Genomic DNA, 17,157 nt, shown 5'->3' with positions numbered 1-17,157 from the left:
GGAGGAAATACTTTATCGGTGCTCCGTTCAGCACGGCCTCCTGCCTCAGCCACCGCCGGGCTGTCGCCCGGTTCGCGCCATCCAGGCGTCGGTGGATGCTGAACTCCGACCCATAAAGTATTTCCTCCACACCAAATCTCGGGCTTCGACAAGACTCGAGGAATCTGTCTTCATTCGTTTTGGCAATAGAGAGATAAAGATGCAGCTCTCGGCGCCTTTCTTCGTTTTCTTGCGCTGAGTGCTGTTCGTGAGTTGTTTCTGTGAAGAGGGTCTTTATCAGTTTTTGGATGAGGGCTTCTCATCAGATTTGATAATCTTTATGATGAAAGTCATAGCTGCCTTTTTAAGAAGGTGTCAAGTTGGGCCCATAGTCATTTTAAATTGAAGCCGACTAAGAAAGGAAAGCTATGTTAACGAAATCAGGTGCAAAAGCCTTCTTCCTATTGGGAACAGGACTTTGTTCATTGGCCTTTGTTCTGTTAACTATCGATACGTTTCACCGTATTCCAGCGCAAACCAACGAAGATCAAATCACTGAAGCTGTCAAACAGGGAAAGGATCTTTGGGAGCATAACAACTGCATGGGTTGTCACACTCTCTTCGGAGAAGGTGCTTACTACGCTCCAGAGTTAACAAAAGTTTATCAGCGCAGAGGCGAAGTTTTTATTCGTCAGATGTTGAAGGACCCGCAGGCGATGTATCCCAACGATCGTCGCATGCAAAAATATAATTTCACTGACGCAGAAATTGATTCGTTAGTGGCCTTCTTGAAGTGGGCTGGTGGAGTGGATCTGAATGGGTTCCCGGCGGATCCTCCTTTGGCACCGAAAAAGACCGAGTTCATTCCTGCGCATTTGGCGACGAATGTCCTTCCGAAACCTGAAGTGTTTCAGCAATTGTGTACGGCTTGCCACACTTTAAGTGGGTCGGGCGGCAATGTCGGGCCGGCGTTGGATGGCATCGGCACTCGTAAAGACACGGCGTGGTTGAAATCTTGGATTAAAGATCCCAAGGCGGTCAAAGCAGACACGACAATGCCAACCCTTCCCCTTACAGATGCACAGCTTGAGGAAGTCGTGCAGTTCTTATCAAGTCAGAAATAAAGAAGGTGTGTATGAAGTTTAAATCACAAAAAATTGCATATTTGTTCTTCGCGACCTGCATGCTTTTATTCAGTCTGCAACTTATCTATGGATTCATCATGGGCTTTGCGCACATGGGGATGGACGGATTGCACAACTGGATTCCCTTTCATGCCGCCCGCGCCACACACACAAATCTTTTGGTGATGTGGTTGTTAGCTGGTTTCATGGGCGCCGCGTATTGGATTGTCCCTGAAGAGACCGACCGCGAAATCATCTGTCCCAAGCTGGCGGTGGTGCAGTGGGCGGCCTTGGTGATTGTGGGGGTGACGGCGATTATCGGCTTCCATTTCAATTGGTGGGAAGGCCGTAAGTTTTTAGAAATTCCAAGACCGTTGGACTATTTGGTTGTGGTCGACGTTCTTCTTTTTATCTTCCTGATTGGCGGTACCATCTGGAAGTCCAAAAGATATACGACAACTTCCATGGTTCTTTTCTTCGGCCTTTTGATGGCAGCCCTGCTGTATTTGCCGGGTATGATTCCGACTATTAGCCAGACTGTAGATTCGTACTGGAGATGGTGGGTCGTGCATCTTTGGGTTGAAGGCGTTTGGGAACTCATCATGGGTGCGATCATGTCCTACTTGTTGATTAAACTGACAGGGGTGGACCGCGAAGTGATTGAAAAGTGGTTGTATGTGATTGTGGGTTTCACGTTCCTATCGGGAATTTTAGGAACGGGTCACCACTATTACTACATCGGTACACCTAAATACTGGCTGATGATTGGGGGCTTGTTCAGTGCTCTTGAACCCGTCGCGTTTCTGGGAATGGCGATGTACGCGATTGTCATGGCTCGTAAAGGTGGACGCAACAACACCAACCGAGTGGCCTTGGCTTGGACCGTAGGGACAGGTGTGATGTCATTTGTCGGAGCGGGCTTCCTGGGATTTGCCCATACGCTTCCGCAAGTGAACATGTACACGCATGGGACTTTGGTCACAGCGATGCACGGCCATATGGCGTTTTGGGGTGCTTACGCAATGCTGATTCTGGCGATCATCGCTTATGCTATGCCGATTATGACGGGACGTAAACTTTCCGACACCGGTATGAACACCTTTGCGTTTTGGACTTCCAATATCGGTATGACGGCGATGACGGTGGCTTTCGGTATTGCCGGTGTCACGCAAGTTGTTTTAGAGCGCAGAATGGGCATGGACTTCTTGGCGGTTCAGAAAGAAGTTGAAGTTCATTTCTTGGGCTTGGTGATGGCGGCAACACTTTTCACAATCGGGATCATTGCTTATATTTGGAACTTCATAAAATTCGGACTGCCCTCGGATGAGGTTTTGCTTGAAAGAAAATAGCATTTTCTATCATCCTCGGGATCGCGAGATCGAATTTTTCGAAAGAGCTTATAAGCTTTCGTGGCCTCTTCTTTTGAAGGGGCCCACAGGCTGCGGGAAGTCCCGCTTCGTGCAGTACATGGCTGCCAAAGTCGATCGACCTTTAATTGAGGTCGCCTGTCATGAGGAAACTTCTGCGGTCGACTTGGTCGGCCGTTTTGTTTTAAAGGGTGGCGAAACCGTGTGGCAGGATGGACCTCTGGTTAAAGCCATGCGGGACGGTGCGATTCTCTATTTGGATGAAGTGGCAGAGGCACGGGAAGATATCATTGTCGCCCTTCATCCCGTTCTTGATCATCGCCGAACTTTATTTATCGATAAGACCGGCGAGACCTTGCGCGCCAGTCCAGGCTTTATGGTCGTGGCCAGCTACAATCCGCACTATCAAAGTCATTTGAAAGAGCTGAAGCCCTCGACAAAGCAAAGATTTATGGCGCTGTCGTTTTTGTATCCCGAAGAAGCCGACGAAATCGCGATTGTTCAGAAGGAAAGCGGCCTTGAAAAAGACATGGTCGAAAAGCTCGTGCGCTTTTCCGCGAAAATCCGCAATCTGGATCATTTGGATTTACGGGAAACGGTTTCAACTCGTTTGATTATTGCGGCAGCGGCGCTGATTAAAGAGGGCGCTCCGAAAAGAGCCTCGGTGGATTGTGGAATTATTCAAGCCCTGACGGATGAACCCGAAACGGTCGAAGCCTTACGCGAAGCTGCGGCTCTCTATTTTTAGGTTTATTATGGGATGGGATGAAGGACTTTTTGGTTTTTTCTTTAAACGGTATGAGTCCTCGCTGGAAGCTTTGAAGGGGCCTTCCCTGACTCTGGAGCCACTCAAATATAAACTAGAAATTTTGGCGAGCTTCAATTGGGGTGCCTCCGTTCAAATCGTGTCGGTCGATGACACGGCCTTTTTCGATGGGCATCGTCTTTATCTTCCCGAAAAAATTTATTCCAAACAGGGCGCCACGGCTTGTGAAACCTACTATCTTTTTTCCACATTGCTTTTAACCGCACCTTTGCGCAGCGATGTTTCGCTCGCAGAACTGTTAACATGTTTGGGGGATCGCTATCCTGGATTTGAAAATCTTCACCAGCGCGCGCAACAATACTATCCTGATTTTTTTGCTGCTGAGGTTGCCAAATCTGCTTTGGGAGGATGGGGCGCTCGTGATTTTACAGAGATCAAGGCCGGTGTCTTAGGTGCGGATACGAAAATGCAGGTGATCACGGAGGAAAAAACTACAGCCCGTGACAATGTTCGGATGAAAAGAAATCGTCGACTGCAAAAGCTTAACGAGTTCAACAACGAACAGGATGAAAACCCTTTGGTGCATGCCTTTGAAAAAGTATTCACTTTGGATCAATTCAAAGGCGGTCGAAAAAAAGTCGATTCCAGTGATGATCTGGACGAGCACAAAAACGCCTTGCGAGAACTCCGAGTGGACTCAACAGTGCGCTCGGATCAAACGACGCGCGCCTTCATTAAAGTGGACCTTCAGGAATCCCTGGAAAATATTTCCAATGCCGAGACAGCGTCAGAAGGGCGGGTCTACCATTATCCTGAATGGAATTATCGCGACAGAAGTTTTAAAAAGAACTGGGTCAAACTTTTCGAAGGGGTCTATCCAGTGAAAGAGGACGGTCCCCAAGTTTTGCCCCCGTTGAACGAAGAAGAAAAAAAGATTCATCAGGTTTTAAAAAATCGCTTCATAATTGATTTGAATCAACGTTTGTTGAAGCGCGGTGTTTTAGAAGGAAATGACATAGATATTGATAGACTTCTGGATTTTCAGGTTTCGCGCCTTTCCGGCGAGACGCCGCAGGACAAAGTCTATCAGAATAAAGAACTGGCTCGCAGTGATTGGTCGATATTGATTCTTTTGGATCGCAGTCTATCCACGGATTCCTGGATAGGTGATCATCGGGTCCTCGACATGGAAGTTTCCTGCTTGAAGATTCTTATGAATCTTCTGCCTGACCTTCCCGTGACGTGGGGGGCGGCCAGCTTTTATTCAAACACGCGCCATGAAGTGCATTTCGATTGGCTTCATTCCTTCGCGGATAAAAATTATCAAAGGGTCGAACTTCAGGATATCAGGCCCTCGGGATCGACACGTTTAGGGCCCGTCGTCAGACATGCCGTGCAGGTGTTTTCACAAATTAAGTCACGAAAAAAAATGGTGCTTTTCCTATCGGACTTAAAGCCCACGGATTTTGATTTCTATGAAGGATCTTACGGTGTTAGTGACTTTAGGAAGTCTGTCATGGAAGCTCGCGCTGAAGGCATCAGCTTTCATATGCTCGGATTTTCCTCGGATTCGCATGAGGCCATAAAAAAGTATTTCTCTGTCGACGAATACGACAGAGTCGTCGAGCCGCAAAAGATGAAAGAAGCTCTTTGGCGCTGGCTCAAAAAGCGAACACTCTAATTCAGCTACCCAGCATGGCATATTTGTTATATGTTGTCCCATATGGACGCGCACTTAGAAGAGCTTAAGCAATTCGAACAATTTAAAGGTTTCGGCGACAATGTGATCCGCTATCTGTGTGAGGGTGGGCGGGTGTGTTTCAGTCAGCATCGTGATGTTCTATTTAAGTTTGAAGAAGAGGCGCATTACTTTGGCATCGTTCTTAGTGGCGCCTACAAACTGTGCCGTCCGTCTTTGGGTGGAAATGATTCAATTGTGCAGGTTGTGTTGCCGGGGGACATTGTCGGTGCTTTGATTATGAGTAATCCGAAGCCCATCTATCCTGTCTCTGTGGTTTCAATGGGGCCGTCCCGCTTTTTAAAAATACCACGAGACGTCTATCCCACAGCGTGGCAGATGAATGCCGCCGTTGCCAGTCGCGTTCAGGAATTACTGGGACGCCGAATGCAACAGATGCACGCTCACAAAGTTTTGATGCGATCGCACTTGTCTGTGCGGGTGGCGCAATTACTTTTGGATTTTATGGATCAAGTGGGCAATGACGGTGTTTACAAGTTGAAAGTTCCGATGACTCGTCAAGAGATCGCCGACGTCTTGGGTGTCACAGTAGAATCTGTCATCAGAACCATGAGTCCGTGGTCCAAAGAAGGAATTATTCAAACTGCGGATCAATACATTCAGGTTCAGCAAGTAGATGCTTTGGTCAAAATCACTTTAGGAGCCGATTAAGCTCGCTATTTTTGCAGAGCAATCCAATCAAAGGACGATCGCTCGGTGCCCCCAGAACTGTTAGTCGAGGCCCAGCAGTGCACGGTAAATTTCAACTTAGATATTTTCGTAAAACCACAGTAGCTGGCGTCCATCGTGTTTCCATCAACAGCGTCATAGTTATAATCCCGTTGCGACACAAGGATATCAGGATCGTTGCCTGAGGGATCAAAGCCGTGGGCCTCTAGATCCAAGGTGATTTCACCCAAGGGATTTGTGCCGAGCGCACCTTGGCCCGAGGCCACTTTGATGCGTTCACTGGTATCAATGCAGCTTTTTATCAACCGGTTGTTGGGTGTTGAAGCAGGGCTGGTTGTGTCGATGATAAACTTTTGTGCGACCTTAATGGCTTTTAGCGGAGTAGCCGCAAAGGATTTCGCTTTCCAAGTCACACTCCATTCGCCGGTCCAGACGTTGGCAACTCCGGTGGGTTTTAAATTCTTTAGTGCGACACTTTCGACTTCTAGACCCGAGCCCAAAGTTTGATTGGTGGTCACAATCGTTGCGGCTTGGGCGATACATCCGGTGCGCAAGACGTTCGTTTTTATTTCTTGGGAGCCATCCACGATCGTCGAGTCAAACTTCAAGTTGGCGTCGTTGGCATCATCAGTGGTCAAGTCGGGATTGAGCTGGCAGGTGCAGGCATCCGCGTTTTGCATGGTCGTTATGATTTGTGCTTTGATATCCAGAGCTTCACTTTTTTGTTCTAGAGACCGCAATTGTTTTTGCTGGCTGACGTACATCTGAGCGAAAGTGGCGGCCATGAGTGCGATGATTCCGACGCCGACAAGAGCCTGGACAAGACTTTGACCTGATTCATTTAAAAGGTGCTTCCGATTGACGCGCATGAATCCCCCGCTATTATTACGGCATTTCTTTGCGCATCAATGAGTATTTTTCGAAATTAGCGAGTCGCTGTGTCTCAAAACAAGTCGTTAGCCGATTTTAAACAAATTAGCAAGCCAAGCCAACGTCGACACCAAAGACCCTAAGAAACCGCGTGGATTCGCTGGGGCAAAACCCTTTTTACCCTGGATGTGAGTTTCAAAATGTAAGTGAGGCGCGGTGCCAATTCCGGTGTTGCCAGAAAGTGCGATCAAGTCGCCCTGACGTACCGCTTGGCCTGTCTTGGTTTTGAATTCAGACAAATGGGCGTACAAGGTTTCAAGCTTGTTTTCTGGATGCACCACGATCACATAATGACCATAGCCTGAAATTCTTTTGGTTTTACGGTTTCTTTCCGTGCGTGTCGCCAAAACTTTACCGTCAAAAACACTGACGACCGAAGTTCCTGTCTTAGCGCGCAAGTCGATACCTTTATGTAAGCGTTTGCGTTTTAAAACGGGATGCATGCGCATGCCGTATTCGCTGGTCGCGTGAAGGCAACCCGCGGCACAACCTTTGATGGGACTGATGATGGGACTGACGCCCGCTTTTTCAATTAGACCGTATTCAATGCGTTCTGTGCGCAACCGGTCGACGTACTTGGACAAAGAGTTCATCGCGCTTAAATTACCATCGTTCATAAATTCGTTGAAAGAGCGAAGAGCATCATCGCCATTGCTGGCTAAAGCACCCGTGACTCGCAAGTCAGAAAGAGAAAGACAAAGATCCGTACGATCCATAATGCTGTCAGAGCGAATTTCTTCATCCATCACGTCGACGATATTAACACCGCAGACAAAACCGGCCTGATTGACTTTGATTTCACTCTGACCGGGGGCCATGTATGGAAAGCGAATGCGTTCGGGACTATTTTTGGCATCACTGAGGGCCGAGTTGATCGTATTGATGTCGATAGAAAGAATAGAGTCTTCGGGAAGCTCCACTGCGGAAATCAGGGCGCGACGTCCATCGGAAAGCTCCGAAGCACCATAAAGATGAATAACCTGTTTGTTCTCCAGATAAAGAGTGTCGTTGAGTTCATCAAAAGCCTGCGCCAATCCTGGTGCCGCAGTCATTACCAAAACACTGCCCAGTATCTGTGACAAAAACTTATTATTCATGCTTCCTCCAGTTCACTGTTGCCGGAAATGCGAAGAGCAGGCCATGCTTTGGCGGCTATGAAATGCACCAGAAGCGATTAAACTGGGTTGTACTGTCTAAAGATTGGTGAGTTGGCTTCAAAAAATGTCACTTTGTGTTTTCCAACCACTCGATGCGATCGATCAGAAAGCCCCATTTTTCCAGGGATAGATCGGCCTTCATCTGGATGAGGATCTTGTCACCATGGACAAATTCAGAGGTGTAGTCGCCCGAGTTGAAAGAAATTTCTTCTACCAATGTGCCATCTTCTTTTTGAATCTGAACTTTGTCGAACCCTTCTTCCAGGTCTATCTTGGCAAAATGAACGCGAACGTGGGTGGCGCCAGGTTGAGTGATCAGCCACCGAGAGGTGTCGGCGCTTAAATAGGGATGTGAGCTCTGCACCAGAATTTTTCTACTTTTCCATAAAGTCTGATCCGGCTCGGCTTCGGGTGATCGAATATTCCGAAAAGAATTCCAGGCATTCACTCGCCCTTGGGATTGAATTTTTCTTTTTAAACTGTAAGCGGGATCTGCGCCTTTTAAGATTCGTTCTTTTATTTGCCGATAACTTTCATGGGGAAAGGCTGTCCACAAAAGAGCGGCGACACCGGCGACGTGAGGGGCCGCCATGGAAGTTCCACTGTAAGCATCGTATTGGTTGTTTAAGACCGTGCTGTAGATGCCAACCCCTGGAGCCGCGATATGAACTGTTTTGGCGCCGTAGTGAGAAAAGTTAGCGAGTTGGTCCTGATTATCGGTCGCCGCAACAGAGATGACATTTTCGAGTTCATAGTTTGCGGGATAAAAGGGTGTGAGATCATTGTCCATAGAGTCATTTCCCGCCGCAGCCACGAACAGGACGCCGCTTTTTTCAAGGTCAGCAATGGCGTCATGAAGAATTTCGGAATAGGGATCGCCGCCCCAACTGGCGTTTACAATCTTTGCGCCCATAAGGCGGGCATAGTCCAACGCTTCGACAATATCGGCCAATTCACCGTGACCGCGTTCATCAAACGCCCGTAGAGACATAATCGCCACCTGCCAGTTCACTCCGGTAATACCGAGGCCGTCGTTGCCCCGCGCGCCGATAGTCCCTGCGCAGTGAGTGCCGTGTCCCAGTTCGTCTTTGGGGTCTGAATCCTTGCCTACAAAATCCCAGCCGTAGTAGTCATCAACAAAACCATTGCGATCGTCATCGATGCCATTGTTAGGAATCTCGGCGGTGTTCACCCAGATATTTTCCTTTAGATCCGAATGGCTGTATTCAACCCCCGAATCTATGACAGCCACTTTAATGTTTTGGCTTCCAGTAAAGCCTTTCTGCCATACCGGCAGTATGTGGATGTCAGCTCCGGCCTTACCAATGTCTCCCAGGGGACTTCTTTGGCCGTTGTTATTCAAGCTCCAGGATTTTTTGAAGTCGGGGTCGTTCGGCAATGTCGCTAAAGTGTAGATCTTATTTTCTTCGATTCTCTGAATCCAGTTTTGCGCAGCCAGGATTGCGATCTTTTTATCGGAACCACGTAAGACAAAATGTTTTCCCGTGGTCAGAATCCTTAGGTCTGCGTCGAGTCCCATCGGTGAGTAAGCGAGCGACGGAAGAAGATTGCGATATTGCGGCGCCACTTGGATCAGCCACTCGTTCTGGGATGCCAGTGCCGGTGACGTCAAGATTAGAAAAATGACGGACCACATGATTTTCATCAGGACCTCCTTCAAGACGCAATAAAGGATTTTTATCGCGAATCGCCGAAGAACTTCAATGAAGAAAGCGGTGACTTTTATTTTTGTGTGGGCAACGGAATGATGTCAGGCTCGCCGGGAACTTGCGGGAAGCTGCCATCCAGCCAAGCTTGCTTCGCTTTTTCGATTTTTTCCTTCGCTGAAGAAACATAGTTCCAGTAAATATGCCGTGGCTCTGGAAAGGCCTCGCCACCCAGGACAACAACCTGCGTGTCTTGGACCGCCGTGATTTTCAAAGAGGAGTCTTGTTCCAGAATTACAAAGTCATCTGTGCCGATCTCTTTATCTCCCAAAGACACCAATCCTTTGATCACAAAGAAGGCGAGTTCTTGGTTTTCCGGGTCAAATTCGAAAGTTCCGCCCTGACGAAGCTGCACATCCAGAAAGAAAAGTTTCGAGTAAACATCGACCGGAGAAGTTTTTCCCAAGGCGCTACCGGCAATCACGCGAACGTCCGCATCCCCCACCTGCAAACGTGGAATGCTGGCCGCTTCGTGATGCTTGAAGGACGGCGCCCGATCTTCCTGGGTTAAGGGGAGTGCGACCCAGAACTGCAAAAGATGCAGTCGGTGGGGTTTGCCGTGAAGTTCAGGTGGAACTCGTTCTGAATGCGAGATGCCGCTTCCTGCCGTCATCCAGTTCACATCTCCGGGAGTGAGCAGTTGTTTGTGTCCCAAGCTGTCGTGGTGAAGAACCTTTCCTTCTAAAAGATAACTCAACGTCGACAGTCCAATGTGGGGATGAGGTCGTACTTCCATGCCTTCTCCCGCAGCGAAATCCGTCGCAGGAAAATAATCAAAAAAGATAAAGGGACCGATCATGCGTTTCTTCGCGTAAGGCATCAGGCGATGCACAGTGGGCCCGCCTACAGACACGAAGCGGGGAGCAATCTCCATGAGAATATTATTTTGTGTAGAACTCATATTATGTCCCCTTTCATTCTGCGAAAACTCATGATAGCCTTAACCAATTTAGCATGTGAATGAAAATATAAGGAGTAGCATGAAAACAAAAAAAGAAATCGTCGATAACTGGCTGCCTCGCTACACGGGCGTGCCTTTGAACGAATTTGGTCAGTACATTTTGCTTACAAACTTTGGCAATTATGTGAAGATGTTTGCCGAACGCTTCGACGTTCCGGTGCGGGGCCTGGATCGCCCCATGCAGTCGGCAACAGCAGAAAATATCACGATCTTGAACTTCGGTATGGGAAGTGCCCTTGCTGCGACGTGTATGGATCTTTTGACAGCTGTGAATCCCAAAGCCGCTCTTTTCCTGGGAAAATGCGGAGGTTTAAAAAAGAAGAATCAATTGGGTGACTTTATTCTTCCTATCGCCGCGATCCGTGGTGAAGGCACTTCCAACGAATATATGCCTGCAGAAATCCCGGCCTTGCCATCATTCCGTTTGCAAAAAGCGGTGTCGTCCATGATCGCAAAACATCAGTGTGATTATTGGACGGGAACGGTTTACACAACCAACCGTCGCGTGTGGGAGCACGACGAACAATTCAAAGACTATCTTACAAAAACGCGTGCCATGGCTGTGGATATGGAGACCGCAACGATCTTCGTTACCGGCTTTGTAAATGAAATTCCGCGGGGCGCTTTGTTGTTGGTTTCTGATAATCCGATGATCCCTGATGGTGTGAAAACAGAAGAAAGTGATAAGAAAGTCACCGCCAATTTTGTCGACAAACACTTGAGTATCGGCATCGATGCCTTGCGAGAATTGCGTGACTCAGGCGAATCGGTGAAGCATCTCCGCTGGGATTGATTTCACCCAAGTTTGTTTCGCGAATTTTTCAAAAGTCTGTCGGTCGCCGAGGCGGCCGACAGGGCCCCAAGCGAGCTGATGGATGCTTGCGCTGTTCGATGACAAATGCCTAAAGTTTTGGCATGAAAAATCGATAGGAAAATGGAAAAAGCCCTCGGTTTTTGCGGGGCCACTTCCATAAATTCACCTTTTTTCACGCAATTAACATGTTGTGTCATTTTGAAATGTGCGATATAACTGGCACCACTTTAATCACTACAACTGAAGTACATTTTGGGGAGGCTCGCTTTGATCAATCCTGGCAATAACATGCAAGCGGAAGAAATCGACTCTGACTTAGACTTGGACCTAGATAACGAAAAAGAGATGAAAAAGACCTCTGCTTTCGAAGCAGACATGGACGATGATCTTGAGGCAGAAGCTGCTTTAGCTACAATGGCTGGCAACTTATTGATGGAAGGCGAAGAAGACGACACAAACCTCGATGAAATTGAAAATATCTTAGAATTGCCTGATACAGGTTTTCCTAAGTTCACTTTGGCGAAAAACAAAGCTCGCTTCCTAAGAATGGTAAGCTGGTATCGTGGTAAAGAAGAGTGGATTGAAGTGGCTCCGTTGTCTGGAGTGACAAAACTCTTCAAACAGCAAACAAAAGAATTGGAAGGTATCCGTTCTTCCAAACTAGATTATGAAATGGAACTTGAAACGGGCACTTTGACTCCGTCACAAAGATCTTATCGTCGTGACGAACTTAAAATGTGTAAAGTTCAAGAAAAAATGGCCGTTCACTTGATTTCTAAACTGCAAGTGAAAATCAAGTCCGGTCGCCGCTAATTCGAATTAAATGACTGTCACTATCAAAAGCCAAGGGCATCCACCCTTGGCTTTTTTCTTTTATCGCACAGCACACAGACGTCACAAACCTTTCGGATGATCTATTTTTAGTTTAGAGTTTGAGGGTACTTTCAAGGAAGGAAAGGTAGCTCTTATGAAATCCTCAAAAAAGAAATCACAATCTGGCGCACTGGCAATCGATATTGGAATTCCTGAAGCAGACAGAATCAAAATTGCAGATGGACTTTCAAGACTTCTTGCTGACTCATACACGCTTTATTTAAAAACGCACAATTTTCACTGGAATGTGACAGGCCCTATGTTTCAGACCCTGCACTTAATGTTTGAGACTCAGTACACAGAGCTGGCGATGGCTGTCGACCTGATCGCGGAAAGAATCCGTTCTTTGGGTGTGCCTGCTCCCGGTACGTATAAAGAATTCGCAAAACTGACAAGCATCGAAGAGCCTGAAGGAGTTCCTTCCGCTAAAGAAATGATTCGTCAGTTGGTTGAAGGCCAGGAAGCCGTTGTAAAAACTGCGCGCTCGATTTTTCCAAAGGTTGAAAAGGCGGGGGACGAAGTCAGTGCAGACCTCCTCACACAACGCATGCAACTTCACGAAAAGAATGCGTGGATGTTAAGAAGTTTGCTTGAAGAGTAGAATTCTTTAAAAATTTTAAAGCGGATAGAAAAAAAGCCTCTGGCGCTCCCAGAGGCTTTTTTATTTTGATCCGCCTTTTGAAATCATGCTGTAATTGTCTTATGCAAAAGATTTTTTTTATCAGCGTTCTGGTTTATTCTTTGAGTCTTTCTTCCTGTACCTCCGCTTCCTCTAAAAGAGCTTCTGCGGCAGACGCGGCGATGCCTCTGCCGGTTGCGACTTTGCAGAAAAAATCTTTGACCCATCAAGGTCGAAATCGCACTTATTGGCTGGCCGTTCCTCAAGAATGTCTGCAAACCAAAACTTGTCCCATCGTTTTGGCCTTTCACGGGGGAGGCGGTAACGGCAAGAATCTTGAACAACGTCTGCAGCTTGCAAAAGAAACCAATGCCCGAAAAATGATTTTGATTCTTCCCGATGGTGTCGATAAAAATTGGAACGACGGACGTCCTGAAATAAATGCGGAAGTTGATGATGTTGGATTTGTGGATCAGATACTGATGGAAAACGCGTCGTTACGAGCGACGGCATCTCCTGTATTTTTAATGGGGCTTTCCAATGGGGGTCAGTTTGTTCTTCGTTTGGCCTGTGAACAAAAGAACTCTCGTCGATTTAAGGCTTTTGCTACCGTGGTTTCTAATTTCGGAGAAGATCTTGCGAAGACGTGCCATCCGGCGTTCCCCACGTCAGGCTTTTTAATTTTCGGCGACAAAGATCCTATCATGCCCTTCCATGGCGGCCCCGTAAAAGGTCCTTTGGGCTGGAAGAATCGAGGCCGAGTGATTTCCGCAGATGAAACAGCTCGCCTTTGGTTGAACTTCAATAAGTGTCAACGTTTCACGACTCAGGGAGTTTTGGACGAAAACAGCGAGGATCGCACATCTGTATCTAAAGAAATTGCCGTTGGTTGTTCTTCGGGTGTGGATCTAAAAAAATGGGTTATCCGGGGCGGTGGGCACGGCTTTCCTGGCGCTGCTGAGGCTTTGCCCGAACGTTTTGTCGGTGTTATCAGCAAAGAAATTTCCGCCGCAAACGAGATATTTAATTTCTTTGAAGAGAGTTCTCATCGTTAATTCTATTTTTTGCCGTGATAGCTGGACTAGATACCCTGTTCATGGGGTGCCCGGTGTTTCTGGTCTTTGTAGACTACCAGAAATCTTATTACGGGAGGAAAAATGAAATTACTGAAGTCTTCGGCACGAAGTGTGCTCATAGTGTTTTTGGGTTCCATGGTGGGGTGTGCGACCTTGCTGATGTTGCCAGATGAACTTTCAGAGCAGCACTATAAAGCCGCCGCAGGAGATATCAAACCCCAAATCCGGGCGAAAATGACGGTTAATAATCAGTTCGCCAAAATGCCGCCTTCTGGAAATAAAGAAGTCGGGATTCTTCCGGTGGTCTACTTCTATGATACGACGAACACCTTGAAAAAAAATGAAGAAGCTTATTACACCTCGATTTTTAACAACAGTTCTGGATCTTGGATCCGTCCCTTTGCTAAAGAGGCCAGTGTTGCCATCAGTGAAGAGTTGAGCGCCCGCGGTTTTAAATCTTTTATCTATTCCAACTCGGATTTAGAGAAACTGGGCATGCAGTCCGCGAATCTTTTGATGCCCAAGGAAATTTTTGGAACGGGCTATCGAGCGATTGCCTATAACGGCGAAAGCGAGGACACAAATCTGGCGATGACCGATCTCACCCAGTTCCGATCCGCTATAGTAGGCGATATGAGCGGTGTTGTTTTCATGAAGATACAGGCTGATTGGGAGCCCACCACTGCCAATCGCCTTAATGGAGATATTGTTCTTAATACGACCATACAGTTGGGTTATGAGATGGTTTTTTGCGGCGCTAATTCCGGGTGTGTCACTGCCCAAGTGCCTTTCAATAAAGGCCTTACCAGCAATCTGTTCATGCCAAATAGAAACACGATCAACGAAAACGGATTGGACAAGAATTACGAACTTATTCGAAGCCTGCACGGCGATCAGCTCAGAGCCATTATAAAAGCGACCTTCGAAAAAATGGATTCTCTGGGAACTTTTAAATAGCCGGTTTTTGGGAAGCAGCAGAGGTAAAGAGCGAAGGGGGCTTCGCTCTTTGCGTTTAAAAGGAACTTCTAGTGTTCCGTCATTTCAAGCTCAGATTTTTGAATAGAGAAAGCGTTCAATTTCTCTTCAATCTGTAAAAAGGCCTGTGTCCTCTCGTGAATAGCGGTTTCCAGCTCGTGGTCAGTCATTTTTTCAAACTCTGATTTGCCGAACAGATTTTTACCTGTCACAACCGTTGTCACTGTTGCCAGTGCCAAACCTAGGCCGACCCAGATAGCGGTGGTTTTCATACTGGCTTTGCCGACTTTGGCCCCTTGAATGCGTCTTTTCAGATAAGACACTTCCGCAGAGTAGTCCAAATTATATGACTTGCGCACAAATTTTTGAGCATTCATTAAATCCACAGCTTTTTGTGAAAGTGCTTTGAGTTCGGTTTCATCCAGATTTGTTTTCATTAAGGAGTGACGGATTTGCTTTAAGTATCCGATATTGTGTTCGATAAGTTTGCTGGTGCGTTCACTGTAAGTGGCCCAGAAGTCACTGACAGGACTGGATTTCAGTAAAGACAGATTTTTTTCGTGAAGCTGAATAATACTATCCATTTTCTGCGTTATCTGTCCTGTCGTGATATTGTTTGTAGTCAGCAGGTTTTGAATTTCCGCGTACTCGGCCAGAATTTTTCTATCTGTTCTTAATAGGCTGAGTGTTGCTTGTCTGCTGGCGCGAAGGTCGACCAGTCCCTCGGCAGTTTCTTGGTAGAGCTTCCACTTGTCCGTCAATTCCATGGCACTTAAGCCTGTGAGAAAAAAACCGAACAACGGCACCACCGGGCTGATAGTGTAGCGTGGGTCCTGGGCCTGTCTGACGGTGATCAGGTGACTGATCTCTTGAATGTCGTCCAAAAGTTTTTTTCTGACCTCGAGGGTTTCTTCTATCACCCCGGATGAGGTTTGAAGATCCATAGATTCACGGCTTGGGTTCGTTGTCGATTGAGCGTGGGCCATCGAAGTGTTCCACGTTAAGGTCAAAGCTAAGGTCAGACAAAGAGTCTTCTGCATCGAGTGCTTCATAAATTCCTCCAATACTTGAAGGAAAAGCAAGAGCTGCGCCAATCAATCAAAACCTGATTTAACGTCGTACAAGTTTTTAAATCGTTTCAATTTCTTCTCGGGGGTGTGGGCAAAATAGAGCGAAGACATAGGTGATGTCTAGCGGCTGTCATTTTCGGCAAATTGTGTTCGTTGAGTGCAGCGATGCACTCATAATAAAGATTTTAAGAGCATTCATTTTTGCAATCCGTATTGCAGAAACGATTTGAAGCTGTGGACATTTTTATTCACGATTCATCACGCCCACACTGTCGCGCGCGTGGATTTATAATTGATATAGAACTGAATTCTGCCGTCTTGTTTTTATGGCATAGACTTTGAACTTCTTCAGAATGAAGGTGGTGAGTTATGAAAAGTGGAATAGCGGTTCTATTGGGATTTTCCTTGATGCTACCGGGGACCACCGCTTTAGCGCAATTAGTCCGTTGCGAAGCTGTGTTTGCGAACACGAACGCGTCTTCTGGTCACAGCTATTCTGCCTGGGAAAAGGCACTGAATTATCTCTATCTGATGAAAAGACCCCAGGTTTTAAAACAACTAGATGTCAACGAATACAATCACTATCTCACTTTGTTACGAGCGCATCGGACGGATGTTCCGGCTTCGCAGGTCGAACACTACATTGCGATCCTTGATCATCATCGCGAGTTCGTGGGCGTTGAGTTTCATCAGTTGCCGTTGTTGACGCAAAAGAAAATCGCGACCGAGTTAAAGAGCTATCAGCTGACAAACGCGCATGACCCTAAAGAAATGGTGCAATTCGTAAACACGTTGACGGACGGAACAATGCAAAAGCCAACCACTTTGTTTCGCGTGTATGAGCTTCTACGCCAGGATGGGCGCAAAGCGATTTTGCTGAAGCAGTATTCTGAACAATTTTTGTTAATGAATGTCATCCATGATCTGTTTACGAGTTATGGAAGGAAGCCCCCCTTGGATGAGGCTAAATTCAGTCACCTGCGGCAGTGGTATCGAAGAAATTCCGAATACGTTGGTGCGGGCTTGATGTCGTCTTTGCAATTGGCGTTGAATATTGTCGATCCCGGCGGCGTCTACCTGTCGGGAATAAATCTGACGAAGATTGAAAGTTTCAGATCTCGGGTTGAAATCGGACTAAGAAAAAACCTAAGTCTGGAGCAGATGCTCTCCAGCGACAAATATCTGAGGGATATGGTCCGTTCCGATCTGGAGTATCGGGTCGTGCAATCGACTGTCAATGCGACCTTTTGGTTGTCTCTTATCTATTTTCTGTTTTCTGAAGAATAAACTA

At 47.0% G+C, this 17,157-nt stretch carries 16 protein-coding genes; 11 read left to right on the top strand and 5 right to left on the bottom strand.

What is annotated here, in order from left to right:
• Positions 1–407 precede the first annotated feature (407 nt).
• Genes OM95_RS04310 through OM95_RS04290 form a run of 5 tightly spaced genes read left to right on the top strand, consistent with a single transcriptional unit; the run spans position 408 to position 5,646 of the window.
• The gene (locus OM95_RS04310; protein ID WP_041870677.1) at positions 408–1,103 is read left to right on the top strand and encodes a c-type cytochrome; all 696 of its coding nucleotides are present in this window, start codon (positions 408–410) and stop codon (positions 1,101–1,103) included.
• A gap of 11 nt (positions 1,104–1,114) precedes the next feature.
• Positions 1,115–2,452 carry a cbb3-type cytochrome c oxidase subunit I gene (locus tag OM95_RS04305; RefSeq protein ID WP_041870675.1) on the top strand — a complete coding sequence of 446 codons (1,338 nt, stop codon included), beginning with the start codon at positions 1,115–1,117 and terminating at the stop codon, positions 2,450–2,452.
• Positions 2,439–3,218 (top strand): CbbQ/NirQ/NorQ/GpvN family protein, encoded by a 780-nt coding sequence (locus tag OM95_RS04300; RefSeq protein WP_291515556.1) that lies wholly within the window; start codon positions 2,439–2,441, stop codon positions 3,216–3,218. Before OM95_RS04305 ends, OM95_RS04300 begins: the two co-directional genes overlap by 14 nt.
• A gap of 7 nt (positions 3,219–3,225) precedes the next feature.
• Positions 3,226–4,917 carry a hypothetical protein gene (locus OM95_RS04295; RefSeq protein ID WP_041870672.1) on the top strand — a complete coding sequence of 564 codons (1,692 nt, stop codon included), beginning with the start codon at positions 3,226–3,228 and terminating at the stop codon, positions 4,915–4,917.
• 42 nt (positions 4,918–4,959) lie between these two features.
• Complete coding sequence (locus OM95_RS04290; protein WP_041870670.1) at positions 4,960–5,646, top strand: Crp/Fnr family transcriptional regulator; 687 nt, start codon at positions 4,960–4,962, stop codon at positions 5,644–5,646.
• A gap of 5 nt (positions 5,647–5,651) precedes the next feature.
• On the opposite strand, the gene OM95_RS04285 is transcribed toward OM95_RS04290, so the two are convergent.
• From OM95_RS04285 to OM95_RS04270, 4 genes are all read right to left on the bottom strand, one after another.
• Complete coding sequence (locus tag OM95_RS04285; RefSeq protein WP_041870668.1) at positions 5,652–6,533, bottom strand: hypothetical protein; 882 nt, start codon at positions 6,531–6,533, stop codon at positions 5,652–5,654.
• 87 nt (positions 6,534–6,620) lie between these two features.
• Positions 6,621–7,691, bottom strand: coding sequence for a M23 family metallopeptidase (locus tag OM95_RS17080; protein WP_291515555.1), 1,071 nt, complete (start codon positions 7,689–7,691; stop codon positions 6,621–6,623).
• A gap of 127 nt (positions 7,692–7,818) precedes the next feature.
• On the bottom strand, positions 7,819–9,417 hold the full coding sequence (locus tag OM95_RS04275; protein ID WP_291515554.1) for a S8 family serine peptidase: 1,599 nt from the start codon (positions 9,415–9,417) through the stop codon (positions 7,819–7,821).
• A gap of 77 nt (positions 9,418–9,494) precedes the next feature.
• Positions 9,495–10,379 (bottom strand): pirin family protein, encoded by an 885-nt coding sequence (locus tag OM95_RS04270; RefSeq protein WP_291515553.1) that lies wholly within the window; start codon positions 10,377–10,379, stop codon positions 9,495–9,497.
• 79 nt (positions 10,380–10,458) lie between these two features.
• Between OM95_RS04270 and OM95_RS04265 the strand changes: the two genes are divergently transcribed.
• The 5 genes from OM95_RS04265 (at position 10,459) to OM95_RS04245 (ending at position 14,778) form a co-directional block, all read left to right on the top strand.
• Positions 10,459–11,232, top strand: coding sequence for an AMP nucleosidase (locus OM95_RS04265; protein WP_041870666.1), 774 nt, complete (start codon positions 10,459–10,461; stop codon positions 11,230–11,232).
• A 288-nt stretch (positions 11,233–11,520) separates the two neighbouring features.
• A complete protein-coding gene (locus OM95_RS04260; RefSeq protein WP_291515552.1) occupies positions 11,521–12,066 on the top strand; it encodes a hypothetical protein in 546 nt (181 codons plus the stop codon).
• Positions 12,067–12,220: 154 nt separating this feature from the next.
• Positions 12,221–12,727 carry a Dps family protein gene (locus tag OM95_RS04255; RefSeq protein ID WP_041870664.1) on the top strand — a complete coding sequence of 169 codons (507 nt, stop codon included), beginning with the start codon at positions 12,221–12,223 and terminating at the stop codon, positions 12,725–12,727.
• Between the two features lie 101 nt (positions 12,728–12,828).
• Positions 12,829–13,800, top strand: a complete 972-nt coding sequence (locus tag OM95_RS04250; protein WP_041870662.1) for a hypothetical protein — start codon at positions 12,829–12,831, stop codon at positions 13,798–13,800.
• Positions 13,801–13,902: 102 nt separating this feature from the next.
• Positions 13,903–14,778, top strand: coding sequence for a hypothetical protein (locus OM95_RS04245; RefSeq protein WP_041870660.1), 876 nt, complete (start codon positions 13,903–13,905; stop codon positions 14,776–14,778).
• A gap of 68 nt (positions 14,779–14,846) precedes the next feature.
• Here OM95_RS04245 and OM95_RS04240 read toward each other — a convergent pair whose 3' ends face one another.
• The gene (locus OM95_RS04240; protein WP_041870658.1) at positions 14,847–15,848 is read right to left on the bottom strand and encodes a hypothetical protein; all 1,002 of its coding nucleotides are present in this window, start codon (positions 15,846–15,848) and stop codon (positions 14,847–14,849) included.
• 387 nt (positions 15,849–16,235) lie between these two features.
• On the opposite strand from OM95_RS04240, the gene OM95_RS04235 reads away from it, so the two are divergent.
• Positions 16,236–17,153, top strand: a complete 918-nt coding sequence (locus OM95_RS04235; protein ID WP_041870656.1) for a hypothetical protein — start codon at positions 16,236–16,238, stop codon at positions 17,151–17,153.
• The last annotated feature ends 4 nt before the right edge of the window (positions 17,154–17,157 follow it).

The organism is Bdellovibrio sp. ArHS (assembly GCF_000786105.1).
In the GTDB taxonomy this organism is placed as follows: domain Bacteria; phylum Bdellovibrionota; class Bdellovibrionia; order Bdellovibrionales; family Bdellovibrionaceae; genus Bdellovibrio.
This window is presented reverse-complemented; position numbering and strand designations above follow the sequence as displayed.